This is a genomic window from Micrococcales bacterium, from assembly GCA_009784895.1.
GTDB lineage: Bacteria > Actinomycetota > Actinomycetes > Actinomycetales > WQXJ01 > WQXJ01.
In genome coordinates, this window is record WQXJ01000001.1 from 42,147 (window position 1) to 58,357 (window position 16,211).

General features: G+C 63.0%; 14 protein-coding genes, 1 tRNA gene and 1 pseudogene. 5 read left to right on the top strand and 11 right to left on the bottom strand.

What is annotated here, in order from left to right; all coding sequences use genetic code 11:
- Window positions 1-12 precede the first annotated feature (12 nt).
- The gene (locus tag FWD29_00190) at window positions 13-693 is read right to left on the bottom strand and encodes an HAD family phosphatase (GenBank protein ID MCL2802365.1); all 681 of its coding nucleotides are present in this window, start codon (window positions 691-693) and stop codon (window positions 13-15) included.
- A complete protein-coding gene (locus FWD29_00195) occupies window positions 694-4,263 on the bottom strand; it encodes a homocysteine S-methyltransferase family protein (GenBank protein MCL2802366.1) in 3,570 nt (1,189 codons plus the stop codon).
- A 62-nt stretch (window positions 4,264-4,325) separates the two neighbouring features.
- On the opposite strand from FWD29_00195, the gene FWD29_00200 reads away from it, so the two are divergent.
- Window positions 4,326-5,165: a PAC2 family protein gene (locus FWD29_00200; protein ID MCL2802367.1), complete on the top strand. Its 840-nt coding sequence runs from the start codon at window positions 4,326-4,328 to the stop codon at window positions 5,163-5,165.
- A 59-nt stretch (window positions 5,166-5,224) separates the two neighbouring features.
- On the opposite strand, the gene mshC is transcribed toward FWD29_00200, so the two are convergent.
- Both mshC and FWD29_00210 read right to left on the bottom strand, forming a co-directional pair.
- Window positions 5,225-6,487 carry a cysteine--1-D-myo-inosityl 2-amino-2-deoxy-alpha-D-glucopyranoside ligase gene (gene mshC / locus FWD29_00205; protein ID MCL2802368.1) on the bottom strand — a complete coding sequence of 421 codons (1,263 nt, stop codon included), beginning with the start codon at window positions 6,485-6,487 and terminating at the stop codon, window positions 5,225-5,227.
- A 10-nt stretch (window positions 6,488-6,497) separates the two neighbouring features.
- Complete coding sequence (locus FWD29_00210) at window positions 6,498-7,358, bottom strand: undecaprenyl-diphosphate phosphatase (GenBank protein MCL2802369.1); 861 nt, start codon at window positions 7,356-7,358, stop codon at window positions 6,498-6,500.
- 32 nt (window positions 7,359-7,390) lie between these two features.
- Here FWD29_00210 and FWD29_00215 point away from each other — a divergent pair, with 32 nt between their 5' ends.
- A complete protein-coding gene (locus FWD29_00215; protein ID MCL2802370.1) occupies window positions 7,391-8,341 on the top strand; it encodes an aldo/keto reductase in 951 nt (316 codons plus the stop codon).
- Between the two features lie 29 nt (window positions 8,342-8,370).
- Here FWD29_00215 and FWD29_00220 read toward each other — a convergent pair whose 3' ends face one another.
- The gene (locus FWD29_00220) at window positions 8,371-8,661 is read right to left on the bottom strand and encodes a hypothetical protein (GenBank protein ID MCL2802371.1); all 291 of its coding nucleotides are present in this window, start codon (window positions 8,659-8,661) and stop codon (window positions 8,371-8,373) included.
- Between the two features lie 54 nt (window positions 8,662-8,715).
- Entirely contained in the window at window positions 8,716-10,035 is a 1,320-nt protein-coding gene (locus tag FWD29_00225; GenBank protein ID MCL2802372.1) for a M20/M25/M40 family metallo-hydrolase, read from the bottom strand.
- A 227-nt stretch (window positions 10,036-10,262) separates the two neighbouring features.
- On the opposite strand from FWD29_00225, the gene FWD29_00230 reads away from it, so the two are divergent.
- A complete protein-coding gene (locus FWD29_00230; GenBank protein MCL2802373.1) occupies window positions 10,263-11,537 on the top strand; it encodes a sodium:proton exchanger in 1,275 nt (424 codons plus the stop codon).
- A 64-nt stretch (window positions 11,538-11,601) separates the two neighbouring features.
- Here the strand turns inward: FWD29_00230 and FWD29_00235 are convergent, their stop codons facing one another.
- The 4 genes and pseudogenes from FWD29_00235 to proC all read right to left on the bottom strand — a co-directional run bounded on the left by FWD29_00235 (window position 11,602) and on the right by proC (window position 14,502).
- Window positions 11,602-12,213, bottom strand: a complete 612-nt coding sequence (locus FWD29_00235) for a GNAT family N-acetyltransferase (protein ID MCL2802374.1) — start codon at window positions 12,211-12,213, stop codon at window positions 11,602-11,604.
- A 22-nt stretch (window positions 12,214-12,235) separates the two neighbouring features.
- Window positions 12,236-13,210, bottom strand: a complete 975-nt coding sequence (locus FWD29_00240; protein ID MCL2802375.1) for an NUDIX domain-containing protein — start codon at window positions 13,208-13,210, stop codon at window positions 12,236-12,238.
- Window positions 13,208-13,621 (bottom strand): annotated as a pseudogene (locus FWD29_00245) (low molecular weight phosphotyrosine protein phosphatase). Before FWD29_00245 ends, FWD29_00240 begins: the two are co-directional and overlap by 3 nt.
- Window positions 13,622-13,698: 77 nt before the next feature.
- Window positions 13,699-14,502, bottom strand: coding sequence for a pyrroline-5-carboxylate reductase (proC, locus tag FWD29_00250; protein ID MCL2802376.1), 804 nt, complete (start codon window positions 14,500-14,502; stop codon window positions 13,699-13,701).
- A 60-nt stretch (window positions 14,503-14,562) separates the two neighbouring features.
- Between proC and FWD29_00255 the strand changes: the two genes are divergently transcribed.
- On the top strand, window positions 14,563-14,913 hold the full coding sequence (locus FWD29_00255) for a S4 domain-containing protein (GenBank protein MCL2802377.1): 351 nt from the start codon (window positions 14,563-14,565) through the stop codon (window positions 14,911-14,913).
- Between the two features lie 36 nt (window positions 14,914-14,949).
- On the opposite strand, the gene FWD29_00260 is transcribed toward FWD29_00255, so the two are convergent.
- Window positions 14,950-15,035 (bottom strand) — tRNA-Leu (locus FWD29_00260).
- A 78-nt stretch (window positions 15,036-15,113) separates the two neighbouring features.
- On the opposite strand from FWD29_00260, the gene FWD29_00265 reads away from it, so the two are divergent.
- Window positions 15,114-16,208: an AI-2E family transporter gene (locus FWD29_00265; protein ID MCL2802378.1), complete on the top strand. Its 1,095-nt coding sequence runs from the start codon at window positions 15,114-15,116 to the stop codon at window positions 16,206-16,208.
- Window positions 16,209-16,211: the final 3 nt, after the last annotated feature.

Below are 16,211 nucleotides of genomic sequence, written 5' to 3' on the forward strand. Positions count from 1 at the left end.
TGACCGGCCCGGTCATTGCCAGGTGTCGACCGATAGGCCACCGTGGATGGCCCGCAACTGCTCGACCCCAAGCTCCTTCAGTGATCCGACACGTGAGAGCCCTGCTTGCAGATCTACTACCACCAGTCCGCGCGCCACCACAGTGGCCATACCGGCGGCCAAGGCGCTGGTGACGCCGGTTGGCGAGTCCTCGATAACCAGACATTCAGCCGGCTCTAAACCCAAGGCGCGGGCCGCTGCCAGGTAGGGTTCGGCATCGGGCTTGCCGCGCAAGACCTCATCGCCGCAGACCACTGCGTCAAAGCCGCCTGGCACCATTTCCTCCACCAGGTTGGCGAACCGCCGGTAAGACATAGTCACTAGAGCCTGGGCCAACCCGGCGGCCCGGCAGCCGGCTACAAGCTTGAGTGATCCAGGCGTGAACGGCCGGGTCTGCCGGACGTTTTCGATGACCTGGTCGAGCAACCCTTCAATGATTTGCTCACCGGGCAAATCGACGCCTTTAGCCCGCAGGGCAATGGCGGTATCGGGTAGGTGGGAGCCAACCAGAGGGGCGTGGTCAGCTGCCGTCCAGCGGCCACCAAAGGATTCGATCATGGCGCTCTGCGCTTCGAACCAGGCCGGCTCGGTGTCAAGCAGGGTGCCGTCTAGATCCCACAAGACGGCCTTCAGGCCAGGGTTTTCACTGCCCACCTAAGCCTCCTTCGTTGGCCTGACAGAAAAGTAGCTGGCTTCTCGGTGGTGTACCACCATGGCTTCGGTAGCATGTGCCGGGTCGAGCTGATAACCGCAGGTCAACTTGAGGCCAATGCGCGACACGCCGAGGATCTGGCACAGCAGTAAGCGTCCGGAAACGTCAGGACAAGCCGGGTAACCCAACGAGTAGCGGGCGCCTTGGTTCTCTTCCAGGCCAAGTTCGAGGCGAATTCGGTCGTGCCAGTAGGCGGCCAGCGCTTCGGTTAGCTCGGCCGCCAGACCGTTTAGTTCGGCGTAGTCGCGGTAGCGTCCCTTTGCCCGCCAGTCTTGGCCAAGCTTGGTGAAACCCGCCCCGACCGTGACGGCTTGCAGAGCTAGGACATCAAGCCGGTCGCGGGCGAAGTAGTCGGTCAGGCAAAGATGCCGGCGGTTGGCCTGTCGGGGAAAGGTCAAACGGCCAAGTTCGCTGTCGTGATCGGTCGGTTCAAACAGAATCAGCGTCTCGGCTTCGGCCCGCACCGGGAAGTAGCCATGGATGACCCCGGCCTGGGCCACGGCCTTGGCTCTGACCTCATCTATCAGCGCCCGGTAGCGCGGCCAGCCTTCGGTTTCGATCAGCTCTTCAACGCTGCGTTCTCCGGCACCGGCTTTTAGCCCCCATTGGCGAACAAACAGCGACCTGGGGTCAATCCGGTCGACGTAGGCGGCCAAAGCGATGCCTTTGGTCACCTTGGTTCCCCAGAACGGCGGCGTTGGCACCGCGGCCGGGCCCACTCTCCCGCCCTTGCCGCCTAAGGGAGCTTTGGCAGACTCAGCAGACTCGTCAGTCCCCGCCGCCACCTCGTCGCGAGTTAGAGGTTTGGCATGACGGGGCTGCCCAGCCACCGTCTGCCCGCCAGAGGCAGCTTTGGCAGGCTCAGCAGACCCGTCAGTCCCCGCCGCCACACGGCCGGCGAACTGGTTGAAGTAGTCAAGGGTGGTGAAGGCATCTTTGGCGTAGTAGACCTCACCCTCGAACACCTGCCTAAGCTCGGTCTCGACGAAGGATCGGGTCAGGGCAGCCCCGCCCAAAACTACCGGCCACCGCCCAGCTACCCCGCGCAGGTTCATTTCTTCAAGATTGGCTTTCATCACCTGAGTCGACTTGACCAGCAGGCCGGACAGGCCAATCGCCAATGCGCCGGATTCTTCCGCCGCGGCCAGGATCCGCCCAATTGGCTGTTTGACCCCCAGGTTGACCACTTTGAAGCCGTTGTTGGAGACGATTATGTCGACCAAGTTCTTGCCAATGTCGTGGACATCACCGGCTACTGTCGCTAGCACCACCGTGCCTTTCGAGCCCACTGACGAAGCCTCGATTCGACCCTCCAAATAGGCCACGGCCTGCTTCATCACCTCGGCGCTGCGCAAGACAAACGGCAATTGCATCCGGCCCTCGCCAAATAGCACTCCGACCTGGGCCATGGCTCCAAGCAACAGCTCGTTGATCAAGTCCAGCGGCGCCTGACCGGCCGCCAGAGCCTCAGCCAGATCCGCTTCCAGCCCGTCGGCAGCGCCATCAATAATGCGTTGGGCGATGCGCTCGGCCAAGGGCAAGGTTTCCAGGACCGGTCCGCTTGGGCTTAGGTCCAAATCTTGACAGCGCTCGAGCAGCTCGAGCAGCGGGTCATAGCCAGGCCGGCGCCGGTCGTAGAGCAGGTCAAGGGCCAGCTCAACCAGCTCCGGCTCCAGGCGGGCCAGCGGTTTGATACCGCCGGGCCTAACTATGGCCGCATCCAGGCCGGCTTTGACCGCCTGGTCCAAGAAGACGGAGTTGAGTACCACTCGGGCTTGAGGTGACAGACCAAAGGAAACATTCGATACGCCCAACATCAAACCCACCTTGGGACTGGCCGCCCTGATGGCTTTGACGGCCTCAAGCGTGGCCAGGCCATCGCGACGCGTTTCGTCCTGGCCGGTGCCAATCGGAAAGGTCAAAGGGTCGATCAAAATATCGCTCGGGGCCAGCCCATACTCGCCGGAGAGTTGGTCGACCAGCCGTTGGGCCACAGCCAGTTTGCGCTCAGCGGTACGGGCTTGGCCTTGTTCGTCAATAGCCAGTCCAACCACAGCCGCACCATGCGCCTTGACCAAAGCCATGGTTTGCCTAAAGCGGGAGTCAGCCCCGTCACCAGATTCGTAGTTGACCGAGTTGACCACGGCCCGCCCGCCGTAGTTGTCTAAGGCGGCTTTGACCACGGCCGGTTCGGTCGTATCAATCATCAGCGGCAGCGTCGAGGTCGTGGCCAAGGCCCTGACCAGCCTGGCCATATCGGCTGGGCCGTCGCGGCCAACATAGTCGACCGACAGGTCGAGGATATGCGCCCCGGCCACGGCCTGGTCCCGGGCAATCGCCAGGCAGGTGTCAGTGTCCCCGGCCACCATGGCTTGGCGGAAGCGTTTCGACCCATTGGCGTTGGTCCGCTCCCCTACCACCAGGTAGCTGGTGTCCTGTTTCAGGTCGACTGCCTGGAACAGGGACGAAATCCGGCCAGCCGGTTCGCGCTCGGTCACCAGGCGGCCGGCAGTAGGCCAAACCTCCCTCTCGGCAGAAAGGTGGGGGCTGGGACTGGCGCGGCCGATGCCGCTGGCCCTAGACGGGCCGGCACCGTCGCCCCCAGCTGGGCGCCTGGCCCGTGCGGCCAAGCGTGTGACCACTGCCGCCAGATGCTCAGGCGTGGTACCACAACACCCGCCCACCATGGCCAGGCCAAATTGGTCAACGAACCGGTCAAGCCAGGTGGCTAACTGCTGAGGGGTCAAGTCATAGACGGCCTGACCGTCGGGTCCAATGACGGGCAGCCCGGCGTTGGGCATGGCACTAATCGGCAAGGCAGTGTTCTGCGCCAGGGTGCGCAGATGCTCAGACATTTCTTCCGGCCCGGTGGCGCAATTCAAACCAATCCCGTCAACGCCCAAGGCTTCGAGTGTGGTCAGGGCCGCCAGGGTCTCCGTGCCCATCAGCATGGTGCCAGTGGTCTCTATGGTGAGGTGAACGGTCAGGTGGGCTCCGGGATCGGCCAGGCGGGCCCCCAAGACCGCCGCCTTGGCCTGCAAAGGATCTTGGCAAGTCTCAATCAGTAGCCGGTCGGCGCCGCCCCCAAGTAGGCCGGCGGCCTGAAGGGCATACCCGTCACGCATTTCGGCGAAGGAGACGTGGCCCAGCGAAGGCAGCTTCGAGCCGGGCCCCATCGAGCCGAGCACCAAGGCGGCGCTGGAAGGCGAAGCGGCCTGGTCAACCGCCTGACGGGCCAGCTGGGCGGCCAGGCGATTGAGCTGGTCAGTTTGGCCGGCCAAGCCATGCTCGGCCAGGGTTAGCGGATGGGCCCCGAAAGAGTTGGTCGTCACCGCGTCAACGCCGACCGCCAAATAGGCCCGGTGGATCGACTGGACCAGATCTGGCCGGGATAAGTTGATCACTTCCAAGCAGCCGTCGGTGCCGCGGTAGTCGGCCGCGGTCAAGCCGGCCTGTTGCAGCATGGTGCCTAAGGCGCCGTCGGCAACAAGGACTGGAGTGTCAGTTGGCACGAGGGTCATTGTAGAGATGACCGGGTGATGTGGATCACCACTTTCATCGGTAGTGTGGGGCCGTGGGCAAATCACGCCGTCAGTCAAAACTGACTATCGCCGTGGCCGCCTTCGCTGGCTGGAACGATGCCGGTGGGGCGGCTACCGATGCGATCACAATGATGGCCGAGCAGCGAGAAGCCATCAGATTTGGGCTGATTGACCCTGAGGAGTACTGCGACTTTCAGGTCAGCCGGCCGGTGGCCCGTTTCAACGCCGATGGCCTGAGGGAACTGCGCTGGCCCACCACTGATCTGCTTGAAAGCACTCTCGATGAGCAGAACATGATTTTCATCTGCGGAGTTGAGCCATCCTTCAGGTGGCATGAGTTTTGCCAGGAAATCCTTGATGTGCTGGTAGAACGCGATGTAGACCAGCTCTTCACCTTGGGCGCACTACTGGCCGATGTCCCCCACACCCGCCCGGTACCAGTCCAGGCCACTTCATTCAGCACCGCCCTGCGCGACCAGTTGAAATTGGAGGAGTCAAGCTATGAAGGCCCGGCCGGAATCCTGACAGCCTTGGAACTGGCCGCCTGGTCCGAGCTATCCCTGCCAACGGTGGCCCTGTGGGCGGCCGTGCCGCACTACGTTGGCGGTGCGCCCTCCCCCAAAGCCCAGTTGGCAATGGTCAAAGAGGTGGCCCGCCTGACCGGTGATAGTTACTTCACAACCGAGCTCGAAGCCGCGGCCGAGGCCTGGCAGAAGGACGTTGACCAGCTGGCGGCCGAGGAAGACGAGATTGCCCAATACGTCGCCAAGCTGGAGGAGGCCAAGGACACTCTCGACTCGCCGGACGCCTCCGGCGAAGCCATGGCTAAGGAGTTTGAGCGTTACCTGCGCCGGCACCAGAAGGACATTTAGCCTCTGCCCGATGCCGGCCCGCGCCTGGTGCGGCCATCTGGCTTTTGGTGGCCTGGCGGCTAGTAGAGCTGGATGCCAAGTAGCGCGTCGACGGCGCGGCGCAGGTCAGCGCCGGCATAGGGGTAGCGTTGGGCAGCGTTTGGAGCCGTCGCCACCCACGAATCGATGGCGGCGATAGCGCCTGGGGTATCGAGGTCGTTGGCTAAGGCCGCGCGAATCTCGGCGATAGCGCTGGCCGAGGCGCCTTGTTCACGCCCAGACAAAATGACTTCGCGCCAACGGGCCAACCGGGCCTCGGCTTGAACCAATTCGTGGCCGGTCCACTCCCAGTCGTCCCGGTAGTGATGGGCCAGTAGAGCCAGGCGGATAGCCGCTGGGTTGATGCCCCGCGACAGCAACTCCCGCACAAAAACCAAATTGCCCAGAGACTTAGACATTTTGTGACCGCCATAGGCCACCATGCCCGTATGCATAGTCAGGCGGACCGGCTGGTCAGACCCGGTGATGCCACGAACATGGGAGGTCGACATTTCGTGGTGCGGAAAGACCAAGTCGCTGCCGCCGCCTAGCACATCAACCGGGCAGCCCAATTCGCTCGTCGCGATAACCGAACAGGTGACATGCCAACCAGGCCGCCCTTTGCCCAAGGTACGCCCGTCCCAAACCGGCTCACCCAGCCGGGCGGCCCGCCAGAGCAGCGGATCGAGCCGGGCCCGTTTGCCCGGCCGGTCCGGGTCGCCGCCGCGTTCTTCAAAGAGGCGGTCCATTGTGTGTTCCGGCAGTTGGGCCAGGGCGCCAAAGTCGGCATCAATCGACAAATCGGCGTAGACGTCTCCCAGGGCACCAGGACCGGCGCCCCAAACCGGGACGCGGTAGGCCCAACCGCGGTCAAGTAGAGTCTCAACCGCCTGAATCATGGCTGGCATGGACTCAATCACACCGCGGTAGTAGTCCGGTGGGATGACCCGCAAGGCGGCCATGTCGCGGCGGTAGACGTTGGTTTGGCTGGTGGCGATCTTGTCCCACTCTTGGCCGGTCGACCTGGCCCTTTCCAGCAGTGGATTGTCAATGTCGGTCACACATTGGGCGTATTGGATGGTCAGGCCGGCGTCACGCCAGGCCCGGACCAGCAGATCGAAAGCCAAATAGGTCGCGGCATGACCCAGGTGGGTCGAGTCATAGGGTGTGATGCCGCAAACATAGAGCGAGGCTGTGTCTCCGATGGCCGAGGCTTCCAGGGCTCCGGTGACATCGTTGAGGATAAGCGGGATATCACCTGTGCCTGGAATGACGCTAACCGAAGGCCCAGTCCAAGCATGCACGCAGCTAAGCCTACTGGGCGGCGAGCACCCCTGCTGCCAGCAATATCAACACTAGCGAGCCAATCGCCACCCGGTAGTAGACGAACGGTTTGAAAGAGAAGGTCGAGACTATCTTGAGGAAGGCGATGATGACGAAGTAGCCAACCACGAATGACACAATCGTCGCCACCACGGTGCCACCCCAGCCGGGGAAGTTGGCGTCTGTTGGTTCGCCCAAAGACCGGACCAATTCGAGTAGGGCTGAGCCAAAGACAGCCGGCATGGCTAACAGAAACGAATAGCGGGCCGCGGCCGAGCGGCTGTAGCCCATAAACAGCCCGGCCGAGATTGTGCCGCCGGAACGCGAAACCCCAGGAATCAGGGCCAAGGACTGGGCCAGCCCAAAGATCAAGCCGTCTCGCCAGCCCAGTTGGCTCAGCTCCTTGCCCGGTCGGTGTCCAAGAAAACTATCGGCCAGCCACAAGACCCCGGCGAAGCCCACTAGCATCGCTGCCACCAGCCATAAGGAGCGCAAATGGGTCTCAATTGAGTCTTTGAATAACCAGCCCAAGATGACTACAGGCAAGGTGCCGACAATTATTAGCCAGCCCATTCTGGCGTGATCATCAACCGGCCGGCCCTTGAACAGCACCACTGACCGGCCCCAAGACACGGCGATTTTCTTGACCTGCTGCCTGAAGTAGAGCAAAACCGCCGCTTCGGTACCAATTTGGATGATGGCGGTAAAGGCCGCACCTGGGTCGGCCCAGCCAAACAGCCCACTAAAGATCCGAATGTGGCCGGACGATGAGACAGGCAGGAACTCGGTTAGCCCTTGGATTAGGCCTAGAATCACCGCCTGCCAGGATTGCACCTGGCGAGTCTCCCACACCGGCTGGCCTTTTGCTTGTTAGCCTGACCGGCGTGGAGTATCGCAAACTCGGCCGCAGCGGCCTGAGGTTGTCCTCGATTGGTCTTGGCACCATGACCTGGGGCCGTGACACTGAGCAGATGGATGCGGCCGACCAATTGGCCGATTTCCTGGCCGAAGGCGGCAATCTGGTCGACACGGCCACCTCCTATGGTGACGGCGCAGCTGAGAGGCTACTGGGTCAGCTGATGGCACCAGGTTCGGTGGCCAGCCGCCAGGACCTAGTCATATGCACTAAGTCTGGTACTCGCCTGCGCGGTCAAAGCGCCATAGTTGACGCGTCACGTGGCAACTTACTGGACTGCCTTGACGCTTCACTGAGGCGGCTTGGCACTGACCACGTTGATCTTTGGCTGGTTCAGAGCCCAGACCCGCAGACCCCGCTGGATGAGACTCTCTCAGCCCTGGAATTTGCCGTGGCCTCGGGCCGGACCCGTTACGTTGGCCTGTCTAACCATCCGGCCTGGCAGCTGGCCGTGGCCGCGGCCAAACTCGAAGGCGGTATTGGCCTGGCGGCCAGCCAGAATGAATACTCCTTGTTGGCCCGCCAAATCGAAGCTGAACTGATGCCGGCCACCGGCGCACTCGGCATCGGCCTGCTGGCTTGGTCACCTTTGGGACGCGGGGTTCTAACCGGCAAGTACCGCCACTCGATCCCGGCTGATTCACGCGCCGCCTCGGCCCATTTGGCTGGTTTTGTCCAGCCCTACCTCAATTCTGCCGCCGCGGCGGTGGTCGATGCGGTAGTGGCAGCAGCCGAAGGGCTGGCTTTGGCGCCACTCGATGTGGCCTTGGCCTGGGTCCGCGGCCGGCCAGGAGTGGCTAGTGCCATTGTTGGGGCACGGACCGCTCCTCAACTAAGGGTGGCCCTCAAACAAGCGGATCTGGTCCTGCCGCAGGCCATCAATGAGGCTCTCAGCGAGGTCAGCGGGCCTGAAGCCTAGGCCGCCCCCACCTAAGCCCGGCCAGTCAGCTAGTCTTCGTTTTCCTCCTCGTCGAAGTCGAAGTCTTCGTCGTCTTCGTCTTCGTCGTGACCGGCCTCGTCGCCACCGTCTTCATCATCTTCGTCGTATACCAAGAAGGGGGTGTCGATTCCGTGGGCCTCGTAGAGCGCTTCGTCGTAGGTCTCGAACGCATCAATCAGGGTCTGATAGGCACTGACAAAGGAGGGATCGTCTTCACCTCGGCCACTGGCGGCGGCCGCAAAGTGCTGGTCCAGAGCGGCGATCAGTCGGTCCAAGGCGGCGCGCGGTTCGACGTTCATGCCATGACGCTACCGCGCCGGGGCCGCTAGAGCCAGAGGTCTAGAGCATCAGTATCAGCACTGCGCCAGGAAATCGGCTAGCACTTCAGCGCCAAAAGCCAGGGCCTCAACTGGCACACGCTCGTCGACTCCGTGGAACATGGCTGTGAAGTCGAACCCGTCCGGCAGGCGCAGGGGTGCGAAACCGTAACAGGCTAGTGAAAGGCGGCTGAGAGCTTTGGCGTCAGTTCCGGCTGGCAGCATATATGGCACGATGCCGGCGCTTGGGTCGGCCCTTTTCAGCGCCGCTTTCATGGCGCTAACCAACGGTCGGTCCAGGGGGGCTTGGACGGCCACGTCGTCGTTGATGGTTTCGACCTTGACCTGCGGCCCGGCCAGGTCGGTGACGGTTTCGAAGACTAGGTCACGCTGGCCGGGCAGGGGCCTAATGTCGATCATGGCTTGGGCCCGGCCCGGCACCACATTGACCTTGGACCCAGCGTCAAGCCCAGTGAGGTTGCAGCTGGTGCTAAGCGAAGGTGCCACCCAGCGTCCGGCCGGGCCAAAGGCGGCAATGATCTGGTCAATGGCGGCTGGGTCGTCCGGTTCAAACCTCAAGCCGGTCAACTCAGATGCACCTTCGAGCAGGGCTGTCATTGTCGGTGTCAACTCTCTTGGCCAGGATACTTGGGCGATCCGGGACAGGGCATCGACCAGGTGGTTGACAGCGTTGTCGGGGTTTTGGGCAGAACCGTGGCCGGCCGTGCCCTTCGCCACCAGCCGTAGCCAGGCAATGCCCTTTTCGGCCGTCTGGATCAGGTAGGTCCGCCGCCCGGCCAAGCTGGTCGAAAAGCCGCCCACCTCGCCGACGGCCTCGTTGGCACCTTCGAAAAACTCCCTTTGGTGGTCAACTAGCCAATGGGCGCCCAGTTTGCCGCCGGATTCCTCATCGGCAAAGAAGCACAACAAGATATCCCGCGGCGGCTTGGTGCCGGTTAAGGCCCACTGCTTGACCACGGCCAACATCATGGCGTCGACGTTTTTCATGTCGACCGCGCCGCGGCCCCAGAGTATTCCGTCAATGACCTCGGCTCCGAAGGGGTCGACCTGCCACTCCTGGGCAATTGCCGGCACCACGTCAAGGTGGCCGTGCCAAACCAAGGCCGGCCTACTTCCCTGGCTACCCTCGATCCGCAGTAGAACCGAAGCCCGTTTCGGTCTTGATTCAACTAGATGCGGTTCATAACCCAAGTCCTGGAGCAAACCAAGGACGTATTCGGCCGCCAGGCGCTCCCCGACTGAGCCGTCATCGCCGGTATTGGTGGTGTCAATCCGAATCAGGTCGCGGCAGATCGACAGCGTCTGGGCAGCCAAGTCGGTCGAATCGGATTCCACTTGGCCACCCTACCGGCTGGCCAATCGCCACCAGCCGGTACCACTCGGCACGGCCCCGAACCGTCTGACCGCAGCGCCCGGCATCGGCCCCAATCAAGGCGCTGCCTGCGCGCCGCCCACCTCAGGCCCTTGGCCGCCCAGAGGGGTCAGGCGCGCCGCGATGACCACCGCCCTCGGTGTTAGGCTGGGGCGTCTGGCCGCGCCGAATAATGCCGTTGGGAGAGTAGTTGCGCACCTCAGGAGCCCTGCTCAGAATCGCAATGGCCCTTGGTGGCTTGATACCGGGCCTGGCGCTGGCTGTGGGCCCTTGGCAGGTGCCGCCACTGCTGGCACTAGCTGCTTTTGGGCTGGCTGTTTGGTGCGCTGCGACCATGCTTGGCTGGGCGGTCGAAGTAGCTGAATTGGACATTGCCGGAGCACTGGCTTTGGCCCTGGTGGCGATCGTGGCCCTACTGCCGGAATATGTTGTCGATGTGTTACTGGCTTACAAAGCTGGTGCTGACCCTTCGCGCATACCCGAGGCCTCGGCCAATATGAACGGCGCCACCAGGCTGGTGATTGGACTGGGCCTGCCTCTAGTGGTGCTGCTCGGTCTCAGGCGGCAACGTCGCCGGGCCCAAAGCCCTCAGGCCAGCGGGTTATCGCCGCTTCAGGCCAAGCCGCCACGTTTCGCCAGCCTGGAGATCCCGGCGGAGCAGCGCTCGATTCAGGCCTTCGCGGTTTTGGCCAGCTTGGTTGCCATGCTGGGCGTGGCGACCGGGCGGATCCACATCATTCTGGGCCTGGTGCTGATCCTGGTATTTGCCTTTTTCTTGTGGCATGCCAGCCAAGGTGAGGTTGAAGAACCTGAGCTGGTCGGGGTGGCGGAAGTGATTGGCGCCCTGGCCAAGCGACGGCGCTGGACCGTCATCACGGCCATGTTTGTGCTGGCCGCCGTGACGATTTTGCTGGTGGCCGACCCGTTTGTCGAATCGTTGCGCAGTGTTGGTGAGCAATTCGGTTTGCCCAACTACTTGTTGATCCAGTGGCTGGCTCCGTTGGCCAGCGAGGCGCCTGAGTTCATTATCGCCTTGACGCTGGCGGCCCATGGACGCACGGCGGCAGCGGTCGCCATGTTGACCACGGCTGTTGTCAACCAGTGGTCGGCCTTAGTTGGCTCATTGCCAATCGCCTTCAAGTTGGGTGGCGGCGGTTGGGCTTTGCCCTTGACCATGGAATCCGGTCGCCAGATGCAGGAGTTCGCCCTGACAGCATCGCTGACCTTGTTGGTAATCGCCTTTCTGGTCTCGCTACGCATCCCAAGTTGGGCTTGCTGGTACATCCTGGCTTCGTTTGTGGCCGAGTTCGCCTTGCCGGATCGACATGCCCGGCTGACCGTGGCGGCGGTCAATGGCGCGGTCGCCCTGGTCATGTTGGTGATCCACGCCCGCCACTTGCCGCAGCTTGTGACCGAGCCACTTCGGGTCTTCCGGAGCCGCCGCAAGGCTGTCAGCGCCAGCTAGCGCCCTGCTTCCAGACCGTTCCAGCTGGCTTTGGCGGCGGATCCTACACCTGGGCGGGTACCGATCAGAGCCAGGGGCGCACCAAGTTGTGCTGCTCCCACAGGTCCGGCATCGACTCGAGGTCAGAAGCCAGGAGCGTGCCAATCCAAATGTCAACGCCCTCGCCCCGGCTAATGCAGTGTGACCGAATTGTGCCCTCGACTGTGAAGCCGCAACGCACAGCCAGCACCCTGGACGGCCAGTTGCCAACCATGGCTTGCCACAGAACCCGTCGCATGCCAAGACCGTCCGGCTCGGGTTCAAGCGCGTGGGCCACAACCACTTGGACTGCCGCAGTGCAGATTCCTTGGCCCCTAAACTCCGGCGCTATCAAGTAACCAATCTCGACCGAGCTGGGGCCGTCTGGTTTTAGCCCAACGCTACCGGCCAGAACCGGCCGACCGCTTTCGTCCGGCACCCGGATACCCCAAACCCGCACAGAGGTCATCGGGTTGTCCCAGCCTTTAGCGCAGGTGTCGACTGTGAACCTGGCGGCGTCCTCCAGCCGGTAGGGTACTGGCACTTCGGTCCAGCGCTGGATTTCGGGATCCTGGCAGTATTCGTAAACCCGGTCGGCATCCGCAGGGATGATTGGCGTCAACTCGCACAACCGGGCCGAAAGGCCGTATGGGTTCACGCCTCAAGCCTAAATCACCAGGTCACATTGCGCGGCGCAACGCGCCGGGCGAAATGACTGAGGCCCCGGCGGCCGTGACCTGTGCGATTAGGGCCTTATCGGCAGTGGCCACGACCACCGGACCGGCGGAATTGGTCGCGTCAGCCAGGGCCAGTTCGGTTTGGCGGACAATTTCCGCGTCGCCTTCGCCTGGGGCGTCGACCACTCTCAGGCCCGGCAGTTGACCGGCGCCACGGGCCTGGCCTTCGAGTACCAGTACAATCCTGGGCCACCAACCGGCCGGCGCTGTTAACCCCAAAGGTTGCTCCGCCGGCGGCAAGATGGCTCGATTAGGTGAGAAAGCGGCATCGGACTGCGGCAAACTGGCCGCCGCCAAACCGCGCTGCGCCATCACCGCCAGTTCGTCACGCAGCCTGACTGCCGCGCCGGCGCGGTCTTTCCACCAGCCATCGGGCTTGGAGCCAACCAGGTTGGCGCCGTCCACAATCAAGCAGGCGCTGGCCCCCAATAGCGGCTGCAAAGACGGCCAGGCCTGGTCGAAACCGGGGTGAAGCTGGTGGGATGCCAGCTCAGCGGCCTCAAACCAGCGGACCTCGGAGGTCTCCCAGTTACCCGCCTGGGACTCGAACCGGTTGGAGGCTCGGGCCACCACCGTGGTGTAGGACCAGCCATCATGCTGGGCGATCGACCACGATTCGGCTTGGACCTGGTTTAGGTCGAACGTGATCTCCTCTCCAGCTTCGCGAAGCGCGGCGGCCAGGGGTTTTTCGCCCTGCTGGCGGGCACCGCCTGGAAGTCCCCAGGTCGAACCGTGATGCGAGGCCGGCGACCTGAGCTGAAGTAGGACTGAGCCGTCGAAATGGATCAGCAGACCGGCAGCGCCGAATTGGCCCCAGTGGTAGTTGTCGCAATCGGCGCAAAAGTGCCAGCCGTCGGCCGGGTCGACCGTAACCTGGTTCGACTTGGCTCTGGAAATGAGGTGATTGACCCGGCGCATGACCCCTGGCATGGCTGCTTCGATCTGGTCCAGGGCGGCTTCGAAATCATCAGGCCCGCCGTACCAAGGGTCGTCAATGTCGATGGCGGCGCTAGGCACTTGGCCCGGCAGCGACCGGTCAAATTGGCGCAGCATGCGCAGACGCGACGGGTCGGCCCCGCGGCGCAGCAGGGCTTGATAATGGTGGTAGGTCATGGCCAAAATAACGTCTGTGGTGGCCAGTTCGCTGTCGGTGATCCGGTGGGCCTGATGGCCCGCGGGAAGGCTGTAGCCCCTGGCGGCCAAGGCGCGTTTCGCCCTGGGGTCGATTGGGTTGCCGTGTTCTTCACTGGAGATACCCGACGAGGCCACTGCCACTTGTTCCAAAAGCCCCTGGCGCTCCAGGTTGGCTTGGATGACTACCTCGGCCATAGGCGAACGGCAAATGTTGCCTGTGCATACCGCCTGTAGCTGGATCACCGAATCATTCTTCCACGTGACCTGGGCCCCTATCCGGCCAGTTCGGCTTCGCGCTTGACCGTGGCGGCCACCGCCGCCACTACCGCCGCGGAAAAGCCACGCTCCTCTAACTCGGTCAAACCGGCCACCGTAGTGCCGCCGGGTGAGGAGACCTGGTCAATCAGCGCCCAGGGGTGAAGTTGGCTGGCGCTGAGCAGTTTGGCTGAGCCGAGCACGGCTTGGGTGGCGACCTCAAGGGCCTGGGCCTTGGACATGCCGGCCGCCAGGGCACCTCGCGCCAGGGCCTCAACCATGAGGAAAACCCAAGCTGGTGACGACCCGGCCACGGCGGTGAAAGCGCCGAAAAGGCGTTCTTCGATTTGGACTGCTTGGCCCATGCCGGCGAACAGCTCAAGTGTGTCCCTGACCTGAGCTGGGTTTACGGCGGCATTAGGCGCCACCGCGGTCATACCGGCGCCCACCTTGACGTTTAGGTTTGGCATGGCCCTGATGATCGGGACCTTTGGGCTAAGCCAACTCTCCAGCCTGGCCAGCTTGACTCCGGCGGCAATTGAAACGACCAAGCGGCGCCGGGCCACGATTTGGGTCGCCATTTCGCGCAAGACCTGGTCCATGAAGGCCGGTTTGACCGCCAAGATAACCGTTGGGCTGGCCTCGGCCACTTCTTGGTTTCCGGCCATGGCCTCAATACCTGTGCTTGAGGCGACTTGCTGCAGGCGACCCTCGTCAAGGTCATAAGCGCAGATTTCGCTGGGCAGGGCATAACCGTCGTTGACCAGGGCGCCGATGATGGCCCCAGCCATGGCGCCGGTTCCAATGAATCCGTATCGCATGGCGCCAACTCTACGTTGTGGTGCAATGGTGTGGTGGAAAAGGTCAGGCTCGATTCGTGGATGTGGTCGGTGCGGTTGTTTCCGTCCCGCTCGGCTTCAGCTGCGGCTTGCAAAGCCGGTCACGTCCGGGTCAATGGTGAACGGGCCAAACCGGCTACCGGCGTGGGCTTGGGTGACCAGGTTCATGTTCGCGGTGGGCGGCGCGAGCGGATCGTGGTGGCAAGGCAGTTACTGGTGAAACGGGTCGGTGCGGCTCTGGCGGTCGAGGCCTACGATGACCACTCTCCCCCGCCGCCTGGGCGCTCCAGCCGGGAAGGCGCTACCTTCGCCGTGCGCCAACCCGGCAGCGGCCGGCCCACCAAGGCCCAGCGCCGCCAGCTCGACAAGCTGCGCGGCCGTTCGTCCAATTGATCCCCAACTCCACCATGTTTCGCCTGATCAGAGCGGTGTCCGAGGGGGGACTTGAACCCCCATGCCCCGTTTAGGGCACTAGCACCTCAAGCTAGCGCGTCTGCCAATTCCGCCACTCGGACTGACCTGCGGTGAGCCAGGACAACATACCACGGCGCGCCGCGCCTCCACCCCCGCCGGCGCTGGGGCAAACTGGCTGCGTGACAACTGCGCCACCCAGCTCTGATGTGCCTAGGGGGCTGCGGCTTTCGGCTGGTTACGCCTGGCGCCTGTTGGTCATCGCGGCGGCCGTCGGCGTGGTGGTTTACGCCGTCTCTATGGTCCAGCTTGTGGCGGTGTCGATGTTCTTGGCAGCCGTCATCACCGCCGCCTTGCGGCCCCTGGCCGACCTGCTAGACCGCATCATGCCCAGAGCCTTGGCCACTGTGCTGGCCTATGTCATCGCCCTGGCCGGCTTAGGTGGGATCGGCATTTTCATTACTATGTCCGTTTCGAACCAATTCCAGCAGTTGTGGAACGAGCTGCTGTCTGGCCTAGGCGAAATTGATGCCTGGATCCAGCGCCTGCCCTGGCGGGCTGAGGGGTTCGATCTGGCTCAGCTTGGCCAGTCGCTCCAAGACTGGGTCGAAAACAACCAGGGCACCATTGTCAGCGCTGTGGTGACCAGGGCCGGAATGGCGGCTGAGATCCTCACCGGTGTGGTCTTGGCGCTGTTTTGTTCGGTTTTCTTTGTCAACTCTGGGCGCTCGATGTGGCAGTGGTTCCTGGACCAAATACCCAAGTCGGCTCGCGGCCGCTGGCATGCGGGCGGCTCGGCTGCCTGGCACACCTTTTCCGGCTATGTTCGCGGCATCAGCCTGGTGGCCGCCACCAACGGCCTGTTCTGCGGCATCGCCCTGTCGATTATGGGTATCCCATTGGCCGCACCAATTGGTCTACTGGTGACTATGGGCACTTTTCTACCCTATGTTGGCTCGGCCATTGCCTTGTCGACGGCCGTCATCGTGGCCTTTGCGGCCAAGGGGCCTTGGTGGGCCTTGGGCGTGGTGGCGTTGATCGTGGTAATTGGCCAAATTGAGGGCCATTTGCTTCAACCACTGATCATGGCCAAGCAGGTCAAGCTGCATCCGGTGATGGTGGCAGTGGCGGTCGTGGCCGGCGCCTTGGCTGCCGGCTTGCTTGGTGCCGTCGTGGCCGTGCCACTAGTGGCCGTGGCCTGGTCGGTTTTCGACCGGCTGCGGGCTTTCGATCCTGATCCAGGTGACCTTGAGGTGGATGTCACTGCACCTTCGTAGATA